The organism is Streptomyces sp. NPDC052036 (assembly GCF_040680495.1).
GTDB lineage: Bacteria > Actinomycetota > Actinomycetes > Streptomycetales > Streptomycetaceae > Streptomyces.
Genome location: NZ_JBFAWW010000071.1, coordinates 1 through 15,958 on the forward strand (window position 1 = coordinate 1; position 15,958 = coordinate 15,958).

At 70.4% G+C, this 15,958-nt stretch carries 17 protein-coding genes and 1 pseudogene; 14 read left to right on the forward strand and 4 right to left on the reverse strand.

Going from position 1 to position 15,958, the window contains the following annotated elements; all coding sequences use genetic code 11:
• Positions 1-333 precede the first annotated feature (333 nt).
• Positions 334-630 (forward strand): hypothetical protein, encoded by a 297-nt coding sequence (locus AB0L95_RS40545; RefSeq protein WP_365171474.1) that lies wholly within the window; start codon positions 334-336, stop codon positions 628-630.
• Between the two features lie 80 nt (positions 631-710).
• Here AB0L95_RS40545 and AB0L95_RS40550 read toward each other — a convergent pair whose 3' ends face one another.
• Positions 711-992 (reverse strand): hypothetical protein, encoded by a 282-nt coding sequence (locus tag AB0L95_RS40550; protein WP_365171476.1) that lies wholly within the window; start codon positions 990-992, stop codon positions 711-713.
• Between the two features lie 508 nt (positions 993-1,500).
• Here AB0L95_RS40550 and AB0L95_RS40555 point away from each other — a divergent pair.
• Together AB0L95_RS40555 and AB0L95_RS40560 are read left to right on the forward strand one after the other, a co-directional pair.
• Positions 1,501-2,019, forward strand: coding sequence for an IS607 family transposase (locus AB0L95_RS40555; protein ID WP_365171478.1), 519 nt, complete (start codon positions 1,501-1,503; stop codon positions 2,017-2,019).
• Positions 2,012-3,643, forward strand: a pseudogene (locus tag AB0L95_RS40560) (IS200/IS605 family accessory protein TnpB-related protein). The gene AB0L95_RS40555 and the pseudogene AB0L95_RS40560 overlap by 8 nt, the downstream one beginning before the upstream one ends.
• 6 nt (positions 3,644-3,649) lie before the next feature.
• Here the strand turns inward: AB0L95_RS40560 and AB0L95_RS40565 are convergent.
• Positions 3,650-3,883: a hypothetical protein gene (locus tag AB0L95_RS40565; protein ID WP_365171480.1), complete on the reverse strand. Its 234-nt coding sequence runs from the start codon at positions 3,881-3,883 to the stop codon at positions 3,650-3,652.
• 731 nt (positions 3,884-4,614) lie between these two features.
• Between AB0L95_RS40565 and AB0L95_RS40570 the strand changes: the two genes are divergently transcribed.
• The 11 genes from AB0L95_RS40570 (at position 4,615) to AB0L95_RS40620 (ending at position 14,586) form a co-directional block, all read left to right on the forward strand.
• Positions 4,615-5,220, forward strand: coding sequence for a cupin domain-containing protein (locus AB0L95_RS40570; protein ID WP_365171482.1), 606 nt, complete (start codon positions 4,615-4,617; stop codon positions 5,218-5,220).
• 166 nt (positions 5,221-5,386) lie between these two features.
• On the forward strand, positions 5,387-6,691 hold the full coding sequence (locus tag AB0L95_RS40575; RefSeq protein ID WP_365171484.1) for an MFS transporter: 1,305 nt from the start codon (positions 5,387-5,389) through the stop codon (positions 6,689-6,691).
• Between the two features lie 11 nt (positions 6,692-6,702).
• The gene (locus AB0L95_RS40580; protein ID WP_365171486.1) at positions 6,703-8,058 is read left to right on the forward strand and encodes an FAD-dependent oxidoreductase; all 1,356 of its coding nucleotides are present in this window, start codon (positions 6,703-6,705) and stop codon (positions 8,056-8,058) included.
• Entirely contained in the window at positions 8,055-9,245 is a 1,191-nt protein-coding gene (locus AB0L95_RS40585; RefSeq protein ID WP_365171488.1) for a CaiB/BaiF CoA-transferase family protein, read from the forward strand. Before AB0L95_RS40580 ends, AB0L95_RS40585 begins: the two co-directional genes overlap by 4 nt.
• Positions 9,242-10,027: an enoyl-CoA hydratase-related protein gene (locus AB0L95_RS40590; protein ID WP_365171490.1), complete on the forward strand. Its 786-nt coding sequence runs from the start codon at positions 9,242-9,244 to the stop codon at positions 10,025-10,027. The genes AB0L95_RS40585 and AB0L95_RS40590 overlap by 4 nt, the downstream gene beginning before the upstream one ends.
• A gap of 13 nt (positions 10,028-10,040) precedes the next feature.
• Positions 10,041-10,934: a dihydrodipicolinate synthase family protein gene (locus tag AB0L95_RS40595; RefSeq protein ID WP_365171491.1), complete on the forward strand. Its 894-nt coding sequence runs from the start codon at positions 10,041-10,043 to the stop codon at positions 10,932-10,934.
• Positions 10,934-11,707 (forward strand): SDR family oxidoreductase, encoded by a 774-nt coding sequence (locus AB0L95_RS40600; RefSeq protein ID WP_365171492.1) that lies wholly within the window; start codon positions 10,934-10,936, stop codon positions 11,705-11,707. The genes AB0L95_RS40595 and AB0L95_RS40600 overlap by 1 nt, the downstream gene beginning before the upstream one ends.
• Before the next feature lie 28 nt (positions 11,708-11,735).
• On the forward strand, positions 11,736-13,172 hold the full coding sequence (locus AB0L95_RS40605; protein ID WP_365171494.1) for an aldehyde dehydrogenase family protein: 1,437 nt from the start codon (positions 11,736-11,738) through the stop codon (positions 13,170-13,172).
• Positions 13,173-13,433: 261 nt separating this feature from the next.
• Positions 13,434-13,598 carry a hypothetical protein gene (locus AB0L95_RS40610; RefSeq protein WP_365171496.1) on the forward strand — a complete coding sequence of 55 codons (165 nt, stop codon included), beginning with the start codon at positions 13,434-13,436 and terminating at the stop codon, positions 13,596-13,598.
• Between the two features lie 103 nt (positions 13,599-13,701).
• Positions 13,702-14,091 (forward strand): hypothetical protein, encoded by a 390-nt coding sequence (locus AB0L95_RS40615; RefSeq protein ID WP_365171498.1) that lies wholly within the window; start codon positions 13,702-13,704, stop codon positions 14,089-14,091.
• A 144-nt stretch (positions 14,092-14,235) separates the two neighbouring features.
• Positions 14,236-14,586 (forward strand): YaaC family protein, encoded by a 351-nt coding sequence (locus AB0L95_RS40620; protein ID WP_365171500.1) that lies wholly within the window; start codon positions 14,236-14,238, stop codon positions 14,584-14,586.
• Here the strand turns inward: AB0L95_RS40620 and AB0L95_RS40625 are convergent.
• Both AB0L95_RS40625 and AB0L95_RS40630 read right to left on the reverse strand, forming a co-directional pair.
• Complete coding sequence (locus AB0L95_RS40625) at positions 14,516-14,695, reverse strand: hypothetical protein (RefSeq protein WP_365171504.1); 180 nt, start codon at positions 14,693-14,695, stop codon at positions 14,516-14,518. The genes AB0L95_RS40620 and AB0L95_RS40625 overlap by 71 nt on opposite strands.
• Before the next feature lie 57 nt (positions 14,696-14,752).
• Positions 14,753-15,562 carry a hypothetical protein gene (locus AB0L95_RS40630; RefSeq protein WP_365171502.1) on the reverse strand — a complete coding sequence of 270 codons (810 nt, stop codon included), beginning with the start codon at positions 15,560-15,562 and terminating at the stop codon, positions 14,753-14,755.
• Positions 15,563-15,958 lie beyond the last annotated feature (396 nt).

The following is a 15,958-nucleotide window of genomic DNA, read 5'->3' on the forward strand; positions in this document are numbered from 1 at the left end:
AACCATACGAGAGCACCCCGCCACACACCGGGAAAGACCGTCAAACGCGCCGAGACACTCGACCAGCACTATGGCCGCACAGGTTAAAGATCAAGCTTACCACCGACCGACACACGGGGCGCAGCCGCGAACGCGCTCCGGGCCTCCCTTCCCTGGTCCGTCCGGCGCCTCACGATCGAAAGCAGACCCATGACACCAGGCCGGCGCGGTCCGCAACCGCGCCCAGATCCCCCCGCTGCGCCGCGATCGCCGCCGAGGCAGAAGCAGTGCTGTGGACCTACGGTGGTGTGACAGGGGCCGACAAGCCGAACCGGCGTTGCGCAGGAGGCTGCGATGGAGGAGCACTTCGTCTGGGTGACGACGCGCCGGCTTCAGCCGGACACCTTCGAGGAGTTCGAGAGGGCGTGGCGTCCTGCCCCCTACCCGCGGGGTCTGCGCCGCGCCTTTGCGTACTGGTCCGAGGACGGACAGGAGATCACCGGGGTGTCGTTCTGGGACTCCCGGGAGGCATGCGACTCCTGGCGGAATTCCGAGCCGGAGGCCCGCCGGCGTACGGCCATGGCCCCGTACGTCGTCGAGGAGCGGGAAGGGTTCTACCGCGGCCGTGAACTGGCCGTCCCGCCAAAGTAGCCGTCCGCGAGCGGGTGCCACGGCACGCCGCGGCGGTCCCCCTGGCGACGCATCGACGGCGGGGCGGTGGGTGACGACCGTCAGGTCGTCATCACGGCATCGCAGTCGGGGCACATCACGGACGCGTACTCTGCGGGGTACCAAGGCGCCTCAGGGTGCTCGGATGGCTTCTGGCGGGCCGTCTCCATGGCGAAGGTGTCCTTGCCGCACAGAGTCCGCGGGCCCGTCGTGGTGGGCGTTCCCGGGGCGGTGGGCGCCGCATGCACCCGGCGGACGGTCCGTGCCCCACCCGGCGCCCCGCCCGGGGAGGTGCGCGTGCCCACCGGTCTCTCGAGCTCGTACACGACGACGATCGCGTCCATGCCTCTACGATAGACGGCCCCACCGTCGGTTAGCGGTGGGCCATCGTGCTCCGTTTGGGGCTGAGCGTGGCGGTAACGGCGCTGCAGTGGGTCTTTCCCTCAGGGGGTGCGAGCACCGGCTCGGCTGGGGGGAAGAACGGGTGGGCCCAGCACTGCCGCCACCGGCTCCGACAGAGCCGGAGCCGGGAAGAAGACCTCCGTCACCAGCCCTGGGCCGGCGGTGCTGGGTCGCCGTAGCGGCGCGATGCGGGCCGGCCGTGACTGCTCTGCGAGGACATCGCCGAAGGACGTATCCGTCTGCTCTACGAGCAACTCGATGCGATGCGTCGGAAAGAGCGGGAGCAGGCGGCCGGGCATCCGAAGGCACCCGATGCCGGGGGCCCGCCGTGTGCTCGGTCCAGGTGGCGGTCAGGAATGCCAGGTCCGCTCGTGTGGGGTCTTCAACTGCTGGTCCTGGAAGTCGGGTGGGTGAGCGTAAGGATGTGTGAGTGAGTGTCGTTGTCGGAGTGTGAATCTCACGGAATGGGCGAAGACGCAGGGTGTGCATTCACAGACTGCGTATCGCTGGTTCCGTGAGGGGACGCTGCCGGTGCCGGCTCAACGGGTCGGCCCGCGCACGATCCTCGTGAACCGGGGGGGCAACGCCGTGCCCGGGGCAATCGGCGGGCTGGGTCTGTATGCCCGCGTCTCCTCGCACGATCAGAAGGACGAGCTGGAGCGCCAGGTCGCCCGGCTGGTCCGGTGGGCTGCCACCGTGGGCCACCGGGTGGTGCGGGTGGAGTGCGAAATCGTCTCCGGCCTGAACGGCGCCCGTTCCAAGGCCAAGCGGCTGCTTGCGGATCCTGCCGTGCGGGCGGTGGTGGTGGAGCACAAGGACCGCCTTGGCCGGATGAACGTCGAGCTGGTCGAGGACGACCTGGTGCGGGACATGGCGGAGGTGCTGACCTCGTTCTGTGCCCGCCTGTACGGACGCCGGTCGGCGACGAACCGTGCCCGCAAGGCGCTTCGGGCAGCCGGGCATGGCTGACCAGCGCGGGCCGCTGCGGCCCATTGCCCGGCCGTTCGTCGCCGACGGCCCGAGAGGGGTCAGCAGAGGGGTCAGCATCCGCGACCGCCTCAAGTCACTGACGGCCGAAGACGAGAAGGTGTTGCGCCTGGGCGGCGCGTACCTGGGCACGCCGGCCTCGCGTGATCTGGCCCGCAGATGCCGTGAGGGCCTGGAGCACTCCGCCGGTACGTGGGCTGGGCGCAAACGCCGCCTGACGGCGCTGTCGTCCTCCCGCTGGGCCGGTCCAGCACCCACGACCAGCGGGGACTGTCCCGCCGTGCGCGGCACGCACACCTGCAATCCCTGGACGCCGGTATCCGCATTGATCCGGCACCGGCTGTCCCTGCCCGTCGGCGAGAAAGGCAGCCGGGGCAGGCCCGGCGGCTAGTGGTTCCACAAGTCCCGGCGCCTGACGATCCTCCAAGAGCGCTACGAACGCATCGCGGCCGAACGCGACGCCGGACGCGTGTCGGTCACACGCGGGGGCCGCCGGCTGCTGGGCACCCGGCACCACCTCACCGCCGCGAACCTGACCCAGGCGCAGTGGCGGGCACAGTGGGAGGCGGCACGGTGGTTCCTGACCGCCGACGGCGAGTCCGGCAAAAGGTTCGGGAACGAGACGATCCGCGTCAGCCCCGACGGCGGGATCAGCATCAAGCTGCCCGCCCCCCTCGCCGAGCACGCAAACGCACCGTACGGCCGGTACGTGCTCGCCGCCAAGACCGCCGTCCGGCGCCGGGGCGACGAATGGCGAGACCGGATCGAAGCGAACCGGGCCGTGGCCTACCGCATCCACCTGGACACGGCCCGGGGCCGCTGGTACCTCGACGCCTCCTGGACCCGCAATCACCACCCCGTCGCATCCCTGGCCACCCTGCGCGCCCACGGCGTGATCGCCGTGGACACCAACACCGACCACCTCGCCGCATGGCGCCTCGACGAACACGGCAACCCCGTCGGCACACCCCGCCGCTTCGACTACCAGCTCACCGGCAGCGCCGCGCACCGAGCGACGCCCAGCTCCGCCACGCCCTCACCCGCCTCCTGCACTGGGCCGAACAGGCCGGAGTCAAGGCCATCGCGATCGAAGACCTTGACTTCACCGACTCCACCACCCGAGAGAATCACGGCCGCCGCAAGCGATTCAGGCAGCTCGTCTCCGGCATCCCCACCGGCCGCCTGCGCGCGCCTGCTGTCCCTGTGCACGGAAGCCGGCATCGGCGTGATCGCCGTCGACCCCGCCTACACCAGCGTCTGGGGCGCCCAGCACTGGCAAGCCCCTCTCACCAGCAAAACCCTCAAGGCCAGCCGGCACGCCGCCGCCTCGGTGGCCATCGGCAGGCGCGCCCTCGGACACCGGATCAGGCGACGGACGACACCGCCCCGTGCACACCAGAGCGATGTGCACGGGCATCGGACCGCCCAGGCCCGCCCCGGCGACCAATGGAGCGAGGGAAACCGCCCCCGCATGCCCGGACCACGGACACGATCCGTGCGTGCCGGACGCGGAGCGAACGCGGTGGACCAGAACACCCAAGACCGTTCGGGGTGTTCGGCTGAGCACCGGTTCTGGCAACAGGACTCACCCCCGCTCAGTCTCTAGGAACGGTCAGGCGTGGTCGACGAGCTCCGCCCTGCCCTGCTGGCGGGCGCAGTGCGCACAGCAGAAGAACTGCCCATCGGCCTGAAGGCCGTGACCGAGGATGCGGCATTGGCAGTTGTCGCAGATCGGCGCCATCTTCTGGGCGGCGCACTCGAGGCTGTCGAAGGTGTGGACCGCGCCCTTGGCGTGCACTTCGAATGACATCTCGTAGTCGTTGCCGCAGACCTCACACACGGGCATGGACGCTCAACTCCTCACGGCTTCCCGGACAGGACCGCTACCGGTAGCTGCAACCGCCGGCGTTCCTCGACGGTAGTGAAGGGACGCCACCGTCCTCGGGCGGCACGTTGGCCTGCAGCCCGAGCGGCATACAGGAATCACTCGGCCGGGCGCGTACGGTCGTCAGTGGTAAGCCCCGCTTCAGACCGGCACGTGTGGGCCGGCGGCCCCGTGCTCCCTTCGCACGCTTCACGGGACCGCCTCGCCTCAGGGCCGGGGGGACGCCGTGATGTCTTGGACCCGTCCGTCTGCCCGGAACCCCGCGTCGGCGGGGAGGACGGATACCGGACGCGTTCGTTGATCTGCAGTGCCGCACGTGGCTTGCTACAGGCTCTGGAACCTGTGCGGGCCGTTTGACCTGTGGTCCTGGGCACGTTGAATGAGATTGCCGAAGATGCTGTGGGGACGCCTGCCACGGTGGCTGGGGACCGCGGGGAAGTCGAACGCCCTCATGCGGCAAGCCATCGACGCGGTGGCCCCGATGCCGAGTGCGGGGTGCGGTTGTGCGCGGATGCGGCGTTGTCGGTGCCGCCCGACCGGTCGGCGAGCAGGGGGCGGGCTGTGGGTTCCTCTCGGCTCTCCGTGCCGGGCGCCTGCCCGGCATCACGAAGATGAACACCAGGGGTTGTCTTCAGCATCATGAAGGTCTTCAATATGTCGCACGACGCATCCCCCAGGGACAGGTGGAGATCGTGCACGATTCCGACGTAGCGATGCAGGACGGCCCGGACCTCGATGTGCTGGTTGCCACGGTCGGCCTGCAGATCAAGGCCCTGCGCAAGCAGGCCGACCTGACCCTGGACGAGCTCAGCCGCCGGTCCGGCATCAGCACCGGACTGATCAGCCAGGTCGAGCGGGGGAAGGGCAATCCCTCCTTCACCAGCCTGGTGCAGATCGCCCACGGGCTGGACGTCCCGATCGGGCGGTTGTTCCATCTGGCCGACCAGGTCAGCCCGGTGGTCCGTGCCCACGAGCGCCGCAGCCTGGACTTCCACGGCACGGACCCGGCGGGCGGCGACCGCTACGAACTGCTCACTCCGTCGCTCAACGGGGCCTTGGAGGTCCTGTGGGTGGTCACCCAGCCGGGTCACGACACCAGCGCCAGCCCCTTCCGTCACAACGGCGAGGAGTTCGGCATCGTGCTCTCCGGGGTGAAGGACGTCTATCTCGACGGCGTCCGTCACCGCCTCGAAGCGGGCGACTCCATCACGTACTCCTCCAGCATTCCCCACTGGTATGTCAACCCCGGTGACGAGCCCGCCACCTCGATCTGGGTGATCACTCCGCCCAGCTGGTAGGCACGGGCCTCGTACCGCCCCGTCCTCCAACGCCCCGGCCTGAGGCCCGGGCGCCGGTACCGCACGGCCTCGTCCCGTGCCCCGTCCCCCAACGCCCCGGCCCCAGGCCCGGGCGCCGGTACCGCACGGCCTCGTCCCGTGCGCCTTTCCCCTGAGGTGCCCCACCATGGCATCACTCACCGACAGAACCGCTGTCGCCACCGGAAACTCCCTCTCCCACCGCCGCACCCTGCTGGCCCTCGGCGGCGGCAACGCCGTCGAGTGGTACGACTGGATGGTCTACGGGCTGCTGGCCTCCTACATCGGTCCGCTCTACTTCCCCTCCGGCAGCTCCGTCTCCGAGACCATGTCCGCTCTGGCCGTCTTCGCGGTCGGCTTCGCCGCCCGGCCGCTCGGCGCGATCATCTTCGGCACCCTGGCCGACCGCATCGGCCGACGCACCGTCATGCTCTTCTCCATCGGCTCGATGGTGCTGAGCAGCCTGGTCATCGCCGTGCTGCCCAGCCATGCGAGCATCGGTGTGTGGGCCGGCGTCATCCTGCTGGCCAGCCGCATCCTGCAGGGGCTCTCCACCGGCATCGAGGCCCCGCTGAACTCCGCGTACATCGTCGAGCTGGCACCCGACGGCAGGACTGCCCGGTTCGGCAGCCTCATCAGCATCTACGTCCAGGTCGGCATCGTCGGTGCCTCGCTGGTCTGCTTCCTGACCACCTCGGAGCTCGCCCCCGACGCCATGGCCTCCTGGGGCTGGCGCATCCCGTTCGCGGTCGGCGCCGTCCTCGGCCTGGTCTTCCTCTGGCTGCGCCGCGCCCTGCCGGAGACCCTGCACACCGCGGGCGAGAAGCCGGCTGCGCCGGCGGCCCGGGTGGGCGAGGTCTGGGCCGAGGTCTGGCGGCACCGGCTGGCGCTGCTGACGATCATCTTCGTGGTGGCCGGCGCCCAGGCGCTCAACTACACCTGGGCCACCGGCCTGCCCAACCTGGCCCGCTCCGCCTACCACGAAAACCCGGACAGCGTCTTCCTGGTCTCCACCCTCGCCGGGATCTGCGTCGCCGCGCTCTACCCGCTGGTCGGCCGGCTCGCCGACCGCAACCGGATCTCCCGCACCTTCATGGCCTCCCGGCTCGCCGTGGTGCCGCTGATCTTCATCGTGCTCGCCTACCAGCAGCCCGGCATGGCGGTGTTCACCGTGGTGATGCTGGTCGGCGCCCCGGTGCTGGCCTTCACCATGGGCCTCTACAACACCGTCGCCGCCACCCTGATGCCGACCAGTTGCCGGGTCACCGGCGTCGGCCTCGGCTATGCGATCGGCGTGGCCGGTTTCGGCGGCACCGCCCCCTATCTCCTGCTGTGGCTCCAAGGCCTCGGCGCCGCCTGGGCGTTCCCCGTCTACGGCGCAGTCCTGTGCCTGCTCAGCGTCCTGCTCTACGTGCTCGTCCTCCGTCGCGGCGCCGTCCGTGTCGGGAACTGAAAGGAAGTCAGATGTCCCAGACCGTCTCTCTCGACGCCGTCGAGGCACCCGTGGTCCAGCGGGCCGACGTGATCGTGGTCGGCGGCGGACCGGCCGGGGTCAGCGCGGCCGTGGCCGCCGCCCGCACCGGGGCCAGCGTGACTCTGCTGGAGCGCTACTCGGCCCTCGGCGGCCTGGCCTCAGGCGGCATGGTCCTGGTCCTCGACGACATGATCAACGGGAACGAGATCACCGTCACCGGCATCGTCGACGAGTACGTCGAGCGGATGGCCAAACTCGGCCTCGCCGTCTACCCGCCGGCTGAGGACCGCTACTCCTCGCCCGAGATGTGGGCCAAGTGGGGCCGCTGGGGCGCCTTCGACTTCCACTCCCACACCAACCCCAAGCCGATCTGCTACGCCGTCGCCTTCGACCCCGACGGCTGGAAGCGCATCTCCAACGACCTGGTCCGCGAGAGCGGGGTCAACCTGCGCCTGCACAGCTGGTTCTCCCGTCCGGTGGTCCAGGACGGCGCGGTGAAGGGCGTGGTCTGCGAGACCAAGTCCGGCCCGCAGGCGGTGATGGGCGACGTGGTGATCGACACGACCGGCGACATCGACGTGGCCTCCAGGGCCGGCGCCTCCTACGCCCAGGACAACTACCTGGTCACCCTGGTCTTCCGGCTCGGCGGGGTGGACACCACGGCCGCCGAGCGCTTCGAGCAGGACAACCCGCGCGAGGCCCGGGCCATCAACCGCAAGATCAAGCGGATGCTGGGCGGCGCCTGGGAGCTGTGGTGGCTCAAGACGCCCGTCCCCGGCGTGGTCTGGTGCAACTGCCCCCACATGACCGGCTTCGACGGTACCGACCCCGTCTCGCTCACCGAGGCCGAATTCGAGGCCCGGGCCCGGATCGGCGCCGTCCTCGACCACATCAAGTCCGACCTGCCCGGCTTCGGGAACGCCTACCTGCTCGACGTCGCCGAGCAGATGGGCGTCCGTCAGACCCGGCTGCTGCAGGGCGAGTACGTGGTCACCAAGGACGACGTCACCTCCCGCCGCCACTTCGCAGACAGCGTCGCCCGCGGCCGCGACTACTACACCCCCTACCGCGCTCTGCTGCCGCGCGGCGTCGACCAGCTGCTGGTCGCCGGCCGGCACTACTCCGCCACCCCCGAGGCGCAGCGGATGTCCCGCGAGATCCCGCCCTGCATGGCCATGGGCCAGGCGGCCGGCATCGCCGCCGCCACCGCGGTGGAGCAGGGCGTGCTGGTCCGGGACGTCGATGCGGCCGTCATCCAGCGCCGGATGCGGGAGCAGGGCGCCGACCCCGGTGACGTCCCCGCCGAGAACGCCACCGTCGACCAGTTCGAGGAGGCTGTGGCATGACCGCCGCCGTGCAGCCGCTGAGCGGCGTCACCGTCATCGACTTCACCCAGGTCTTCATGGGCCCGTCCTGCACCCAGCTGCTGGGCGACTACGGCGCCGACGTGATCAAGGTGGAGCGGCCCGGTACCGGCGACATCTCCCGGACCTCGATCCCGGACACGGCCGGCCTGGACAACCCCATCTTCCTGTCCATCAACCGCAACAAGCGCAGCATCGCCATCGACACCCGCACCGAGGAGGGCCGGCGGGCCGTCCAGGAACTGGTGCGCTCCGCCGACGTCGTGGTGAGCAACTTCCGGGCCGGGGTGATGGAGCGGCTCGGCCTCGGCTACGAGGCGCTGCGCGCCGTCAACCCCAGGATCATCTGGGCCTCCGGCACCGGCTTCGGCACCCAGGGCCCGTACGCCCACAAGGGCGGGCAGGACGCCATCGCCCAGGCGTACAGCGGAGTGATGTGGCGCCGGGTATCCGAGGACGACCCGGTCACCCTCTACCCGACCACGCTCTGCGACTACACCACCGGGATGCACCTGCTCCAGGGCATCCTGCTGGCCCTGCTGCACCGCGATCGCACCGGCGAGGGGCAGAAGGTCGAGGTGTCGATGTACGACTCGATGCTCCACATGCAGATGCAGGAGGCCTGCCAGCAGCTCAACCGCGGCTCCGAGATCAACTGGGCCGCGATGCCGCTCACCGGAGTGTTCCCCACCACGGACGGTGCGCTGATCATGGTCGGCGGCTTCAAGGCCAACCCGCTGCACCACATCAGCCGCGCCCTGGAGCTCGACGAGGACCTGGGCGAGCGCCCCGAGTTCGCCACCCTCGACCTGCAGTTCGCGCACCGGCCAGAACTGCAGCGCATCTTCGCCGAGGCGGTGGCCCGCAACACCACTGATCACTGGGTCAAGCGGCTCGAGGACGAGGACATCCTCTGCGCCCCGGTGCGCAGCCTGGAGCAGACCCTCGACGACGAGCAGACCGCGGTCAACAAGATGATCGTCGAGATGGACCACCCGGTCGCCGGCCGGATTCGCGCCCTCAACGCGCCGCTCCACCTCTCCGCCGCCCCCGCCGAGGTCCGCCGGGTCCCGCCGCGGCTCGGCGAGCACGGCACCGAGGTGCTCGGCGAACTCGGCTACACCACCGAGCAGATCGAACTGCTCCGCGAGAAGGGGGTGCTGCGATGACCGACGAGGTCCGCTACATACGGGACGGGCACATCGCCCGGGTCACCATCGACCGCCCCGCCGTGCTCAACGCGGTCGACGTCAAGACCAACACCCGGCTCAACGAGATCTGGACCGAGATCGAGGCCGACCCCGAGGTCCGGGTGGTCGTCGTCACCGGCGCCGGAGAGCGATCGTTCTGCGTGGGCGCCGACATGTCCGCCGACGCGGTGGAGAAGACCGGCTTGGAGTACTGGGCCGGCCTCGACCCCAACGGCTTCGGCGGGCTAAGCCTGCGCACCACCCTGGACGTCCCGGTGATCGCGCGAGTCAACGGCTACGCCCTTGGCGGCGGCATGGAGATGGTCCTCGGCTGCGACATCGTCGTCGCCGCCGACCACGCCCAGTTCGGCCTCACCGAGCCTCGGGTCGGCCGAATCCCGCTGGACGGCGGGGTCTTCCAGCTGGTGCGCCGGCTCCCGCACACCCAGGCCATGGGGCTGCTGGTCACCGGCCGCCGCGCCTTTGCCGCCGAGCTGCACCGGATGGGCCTGGTCAACGAGGTGGTCCCGGCCCAGCAGCTGGACGAGGCCGTCGACCGCTGGGTCGCCGACATTCTCGCCTGCGCCCCCACCTCGCTGCGCGCCATCAAGCAGATGGTCCAACGCGGGGCCGGGCTGTCCCCGCAGGACGCCCACAAGCTGCGCACCCCGGCGCTGATGGCGGCGCTGGACAGCGAGGACGCCAAGGAGGGCGTGCTCGCCTTCCAGCAGAAGCGGCCGCCGCTCTGGCCCGGACGATGAGGGGAGCCCACTGATGCCCGAAAACCTCGCGCCCGGAGTGTGGGGCGTGGTCGCCACACCCTTCCTCGGCTCCGCCTTCGAGGTGGACGAGCCCAGCCTGGCCCGGCTGGTCGAGCACTACGAGCGGATCGGCACCACAGGACTGACCGTGCTCGGAGTCTTCGGCGAAGCCGCCCGGCTCTCCGCCGAGGAGCGCCGCACGGTGCTCGAGGCGATTGTCGACACCGTCGACCTGCCGCTGGTCGTCGGGGTCACCCAACTGGCCACCGCACCCGTACTGGAGGAGGCCCGGCTGGTCCGCGACATGGTCGGGGACCGCCTCGCCGGACTGATGGTGCAGGTCAATTCGCCCGATCCGCAGGTGGTCTCAGCCCACCTCAACGCCGTCCACGACGCCACCGGCGCCGGCATCGTGGTCCAGGACTACCCGGAGACCAGCCGGGTCGCCATCCGCACCGCCGACCTCGTTCGCGTCGTCCGCGCCGTCCCCTCGGCGGTCGCGGTGAAGGCCGAGGCGCCGCCCACCCCGGCGGCTGTCGCCAGGCTCACCGCCGAACTGGACGTCCCGGTCTTCGGCGGCCTGGGCGGCCTGGGCCTGCTCGACGAGCTGGCGGTCGGCGCCGCCGGGGCGATGACCGGCTTCTCCTGCCCCGAGGGCCTGATCGCCTGCGTCCAGGCCTGGCGCAGCGGCGGATATGACGCGGCCCGGAAGGCCTACCTACCGTACCTGCCGCTGGTCAACTTCGAGGCGCAGGTCGGGATCGGGCTCGCGCTGCGCAAGGAGGCCATCCGGCGGCGCGGCCTGATCATGGAGTCGGGGGTGCGGCCGCCGGCCGCGCAGCTGCCCGAGGCCCTGGTCCCGCAGCTTCAGCGGCACCTCGCCGCGCTGCCCAAGGAGGTGCGCTGATGGACCTCGGAATTCGCGGCCGAATCGCCGTGGTCGCCGCCTCCACCGGCGGCCTGGGCCGGGCGGTTGCCGAGGCGCTTTCCGCCGAGGGCGCCTTGGTCGTGGTGGCCGGGCGGCGCGGCGACCTCGCCAAGCAGATCGCGGGCGGGCTGCCGGACGCGGTCGGCGTCCAGGTCGACCTCACTGCCCCCAACGGCCCGCAGACGCTGGTCGAGGCAGCCCGCGAAGCCTACGGCGACCCTGACATCCTGGTCCTCAACGGACCCGGCCCGCGGCCCGGCTCCGCCGCCGACCTGGACACCGGCGACCTTGCGGCAGCCGTGGACGCAACGCTGCTGGCCCAGCAGCGGCTGGTGGCGCTGACCCTGCCGGCGATGCGCCGGCGCGGCTGGGGCCGCATCCTGGCCATCGGTTCCAGCGGGATCGCCGAACCGCTGCCCGGGCTGGTCCTCTCCAACGCCGGACGGGCCGCCCTCGCCGCCTACTTGAAGACCCTTGCGGCCGAGGTGGCGGCCGACAAAGTCACCGTCAACCTGCTGCTGCCCGGCCGGATCGCCACCGACCGGGTGGCGGCACTGGACGCCGCGCGGGCCGAACGCGAGCAACGCCCGATCGCCGAGGTCGAGGCGGCCTCGCAAGCCGCGATCCCCGCCGGACGGTACGGCAGCCCCGCCGAGTTCGCCGCGGCCGCCGCCTTCCTGTGCAGCGCCCCCGCCTCGTACGTCACCGGGACCGCGCTGCGCTGCGACGGCGGCCTGGTCCGCAGCTTGTGAACCCCCGACTTCCCAAGGAACCGCACCCATGAGCACTGTAGAGATCCCCAACCTCATCGGCGGCGAGGAGACCTTCGGCGACGGCCTCGAGCGCTACAACCCCGCCGACCCGGCCGAACTGGTCGCCGTGGCCCCCGCCTCCGGCGCCGAGGCCGTCGACGCCGCCGTGGCGGCCGCCGCCGCGGCCCAGCCGGGATGGGCGGCGCTGCCCGCCCCGGCGCGCGGCGCGATCCTGCTGGACGCGGCCGAGATCCTGCGCGGCCGCCACGAGGAGGCCGCCCGCGACCTGGTCCGGGAGGAGGGCAAGACGCTGGCCGAGGCGCGCGGAGAGGTCCGGCGGGCCATCGACGTGCTGCGTTTCTTCGGCTCCGAGGGCTGGCGGCTCGGCGGGCAGGTGCTGCCCAGCTCACTCCCGGACACCATGGTCCACACCCGCCGGGAGCCGGTCGGGGTCGTGGGGCTGATCACCCCGTGGAACTTCCCGATCGCCATCCCCGCCTGGAAGCTGGCGCCGGCGCTGATCAGCGGCAACGCAGTGGTGCTGAAGCCCGCAGAGCTCACCCCGCTCTCCACCCGCCACCTCACCGAGGCCCTGGTCCGCGCCGGGCTGCCCGCCGGGGTGCTCAACGTGGTGCACGGCACGGGCGCGGTGGTCGGCGAGGCCCTGGTCCGTGACCCCCGGGTGGCGGCGGTCTCCTTCACCGGTTCGACCGCGGTCGGCATGCGCATCGAGCGCGCGGTGCAGGAGCGCCGCGGCCGGGTGCAGGTCGAGATGGGCGGCAAGAACGCCTTGGTGGTGTTGGACGACGCCGACGTGGAACAGGCCGCGCGGATCGCCGCGGCGGGCGGCTTCGGCCTCACCGGCCAGGCCTGCACCGCCTCCTCACGGGTGATCTGCACCCCGGGCGTGCACGACGACTTCGTCGCCGCCTTGGCCAAGGAGGCGGCCCGTTACCGCCCGGGCGACGGCCTGGCCGACGGCACCCCGATGGGCCCGGTGGTCAGCGCGCAGCAGCTCGCCACGGTCACCGCCGCCATCGAGCAGGCCAGGGCCGAGGGCGCGACCGTCGCCGCGGGCGGCGAGGCCCCCGAAGGGCTGATGCTCGCCCCGACCGTGCTCTGCGGCCTGGGTGAGGAGAGTGCTGCGGCCCGTGAGGAGATCTTCGGCCCGGTGGTGGCGGTACTGTCCGCGGCGAACCTGGACGACGCGATCGACCTGGTCAACGACTCCCGCTACGGGCTGGCCGCGGGCATCTGCACCCGCAGCCTGGCCGCCGCCCAGCGCTTCGCCGCGGCCGCCCGCGTGGGCGTGGTCAAGGTCAACCGCCCGACCACCGGCTTGGATCTCAACGTCCCGTTCGGCGGCGTCGGCGACTCCTCCAGTAACACCTTCCGCGAGCAGGGCGCGGTCGCGGTGGACTTCTACACCTGGTCCAAGTCGGTCTACCTCGGCTGGGAGAGCTAGCCAATATGACTCCGTTATTAACCGACGGTGAAGCGGTTGCTGCCAGACCCTCAGCCGCCCTCATGGACTGGATGCTGACCGGTGATTTCCCGCATACCCGGGACGCATGTTCCTTGCATGCGGTAGCACTCCTGCAGCGGAGGACCAGCCGCACCGTGGGCGGCTCCCGCGCATGCCTGCCACGGCATGTCAGGGCGGACCGGAGCAGCCGCGCCCGTCGTCGTGCATACGTCCTCTCACTCCGGCGGCCGGAGAGTCACTGTGCAGGCCCATGGCAGGGACGAGATCCTCGGCGCCGCCTACAGCGAGTACGACCTGGTCGCATTCCTCGAAGGCGCAGGCATGTCCGACCCGGAGGGCCCCCTTGGCGATCCAGGGTGGGTTGCATGGCGCGGCGGCCACGCACAGGAGTGGAGCGCCGCCTAAAAAGAGTGCTTTGCCTGGATATGCCTTCGCGGCCTCCGGAGCGTGTCCCGGTGCGCCTGTCGTCGTTGGACCGCTCGTGATCACAATGCCTCTGTGCCGAGCCATGCTGTCGGCAACGACCGCAGTCGTCCTGTCCGCTGGTGCTGCCGCAGCAACCCCCGCGCTGACCGCCCCCAAGCATCTGAACCTCTCGAACAAGGACAACAGGCAGTCCTTCACCGTGCACAAGGGCGATGAGATCACCGTCCGCCTCACGGGAGAGCAGACAGGTACCTCAACTTGGGCGTGGAGCGCGCCCACCGCCGCCAATAGGTCTGTGCTGCGCAGGGACGCCGCCAGTACCCGCCCGAACGGCGATGCCACCGCGCTGTTCCACGCCCAAGCCGGCGGAACGACCACACTCGAGTCTCAACTGCGGTGCCTGCCCCGCAAGCCCGGCTCCGCCTGCTCACATGCAGTTGTCCAGTGGCAGGTCACCGTGAAAGCTCGATAGGGCACGCGAGCCCGTACAGCGGATTGCACCCGCTACGACCACGGCGGGGGAGAAGTCGCGATCAACTGGCTCATGCCCCAGGGCGTGGGCACGGGATTCGACGGACTGGCGACCGGATCCGAGCGGCTGGCGTAGCTGCGGGCCATGACCCGCAGCTACGCCGGGGGCCGGTACTTCCTGCCCGCTCTTCCGCCGATGAAGCGGGTGCTGCACCCGCTGATGGCCTGGTGGACCGTCTTGTACACGCTGTCCATGCTCGCCCGCTACCAGCCCCCGGTCTGGAGCACACTCATCAGCGTCGACAACAGCACGCACGCGGTCCCGATTGAACGGCTTCTGGAACGAGTCATCAGCCATGTCCCCTCGGACCGGCAAAAGTCGCACGTGCGGTGGCCGCACCAAGCAGGTACTCGATGTCCTCCACTCACGCGTCGTACTCCGGCTGGCCCGGATGGCGCGGCAGGGCGGGCCGGTAGTGGTCATGCCCGTCGTTGAACGTGGCCGGGCCGTGTAGCAGGCCGCCCGCCGACAGGGTCCCGAGGTATCCAGTGCCGAGGTCCAGGCGGTGGAGGATCTCGTGCAGGTACGGCGAGGCGAGGTTCACGACGGCATGCCACCTGGGGGTGCACTATATGCGGTCTTGGGCAGACGGCGTCTGCGGTCAGCCCTCGTTCTCGTAGCGTGCGACGTTCTTCGAGACGTTCTTGAGCAGCGGCGACAGACGGTCGCCGAGCTGCTGGTAGTCGCGGGTTCGACCGTCCGACCACTGGGCCAGCCCCACCACCATCGCCCGGCCCTGCCCGGTGAAGGACTGCACCATTCCGCTGTCGGCTGGCAGCGTCGGCAGGCCGGATCCGGGCGGGGGAGCTTGTGCAGCCACCTCGTAGTCGTCAAAGGCCATGGACAGCCGGGTCACCAGCTTCACCGTGTCCCGAGGATCCTTCATTGTGATGATGGCCAGGTTGAACTGGTTGTTGTGGGCGTCCTTGTAGAGAGCGATCTCCTCACCGACGCACCCCTTGCCTGTGGTTATGTCGGCGGCCAGGGACGGTCCCACCGAATCGGGTTCGGTGCAGGACTTCATCACGGCCGTGCCCAGCTTGGTGAAGGTTCCGCTGGTACCCGTTGACACATGAGCCGGGAACGCCTTGGCCAGCGGGATCATCGGCCGGGCGGGGCGATTGGACTCCGCCGGGGCAGCGGTAGCGAGGGCTGAAGCCTTCGACGCCGGGGCGGAAGCCGTCGGCTTGGGCGCGACGGCTTCGTCGGAGGATGAACTCGTGTACCGCAGAACGACAAAGGCCGCTGCGACTACCACCGCAGCCAGCGCGGCATACCGGGGCCATCGGCGCTTGCGAGTGGGAGCAGGTGCTTCTTTGACGGTGGCGCTCCGGACGAATTCCTCGTCGAGCACCACGTTCCACTTGTCATCGTCCCGCCCGTCGTGATCCCTGGGCACATCATGGTCCATCGGCACAGTGAAACTTTAGTGATCAGGAGTTTCCAAGCCGAGTACGTCCAGGTCACGGCATGATCACCATCCGGACGGCCGGGTTTGCCGCCGAACGGTACAGGGCGCTGGTCTGTCGCGGGGACGGCCGTGAGGAGGTTGGGGGTGCATGGCTCGGGCGGTCGCCGCCAGTAGCACGGCGGCGGCGATACTGGTGACCACGGGGCAGGCCAAGAGCAGGATGACGGCCGGGCGGTCGATGCGCCAGGCCATGCGGACAATGCGGCCCAACACGGTGGGGATCTGCGCACTCAGAGGGCGTTACTGACTTTGAAGGCGGGTTGTCGTAGGGGCTGACGATCGGTGATCGTCGCGGTATGCCGGGTGTATGAGGTATCCGCAGGGTGGGGGTCTGAC

Excerpts from the sequence above, each read along its gene's own strand:
- AB0L95_RS40545 (WP_365171474.1), top strand. The coding sequence starts at position 334 with ATGGAGGAGCACTTCGTCTGGGTGACGACGCGCCGGCTTCAGCCGGAC.
- AB0L95_RS40550 (WP_365171476.1), bottom strand. The coding sequence starts at position 992 with ATGGACGCGATCGTCGTCGTGTACGAGCTCGAGAGACCGGTGGGCACG.
- AB0L95_RS40565 (WP_365171480.1), bottom strand. The coding sequence starts at position 3,883 with ATGCCCGTGTGTGAGGTCTGCGGCAACGACTACGAGATGTCATTCGAA.
- AB0L95_RS40575 (WP_365171484.1), top strand. The coding sequence starts at position 5,387 with ATGGCATCACTCACCGACAGAACCGCTGTCGCCACCGGAAACTCCCTC.
- AB0L95_RS40580 (WP_365171486.1), top strand. The coding sequence starts at position 6,703 with ATGTCCCAGACCGTCTCTCTCGACGCCGTCGAGGCACCCGTGGTCCAG.
- AB0L95_RS40585 (WP_365171488.1), top strand. The coding sequence starts at position 8,055 with ATGACCGCCGCCGTGCAGCCGCTGAGCGGCGTCACCGTCATCGACTTC.
- AB0L95_RS40590 (WP_365171490.1), top strand. The coding sequence starts at position 9,242 with ATGACCGACGAGGTCCGCTACATACGGGACGGGCACATCGCCCGGGTC.
- AB0L95_RS40595 (WP_365171491.1), top strand. The coding sequence starts at position 10,041 with ATGCCCGAAAACCTCGCGCCCGGAGTGTGGGGCGTGGTCGCCACACCC.
- AB0L95_RS40600 (WP_365171492.1), top strand. The coding sequence starts at position 10,934 with ATGGACCTCGGAATTCGCGGCCGAATCGCCGTGGTCGCCGCCTCCACC.
- AB0L95_RS40605 (WP_365171494.1), top strand. The coding sequence starts at position 11,736 with ATGAGCACTGTAGAGATCCCCAACCTCATCGGCGGCGAGGAGACCTTC.
- AB0L95_RS40615 (WP_365171498.1), top strand. The coding sequence starts at position 13,702 with ATGCTGTCGGCAACGACCGCAGTCGTCCTGTCCGCTGGTGCTGCCGCA.
- AB0L95_RS40620 (WP_365171500.1), top strand. The coding sequence starts at position 14,236 with ATGACCCGCAGCTACGCCGGGGGCCGGTACTTCCTGCCCGCTCTTCCG.
- AB0L95_RS40630 (WP_365171502.1), bottom strand. The coding sequence starts at position 15,562 with ATGGACCATGATGTGCCCAGGGATCACGACGGGCGGGACGATGACAAG.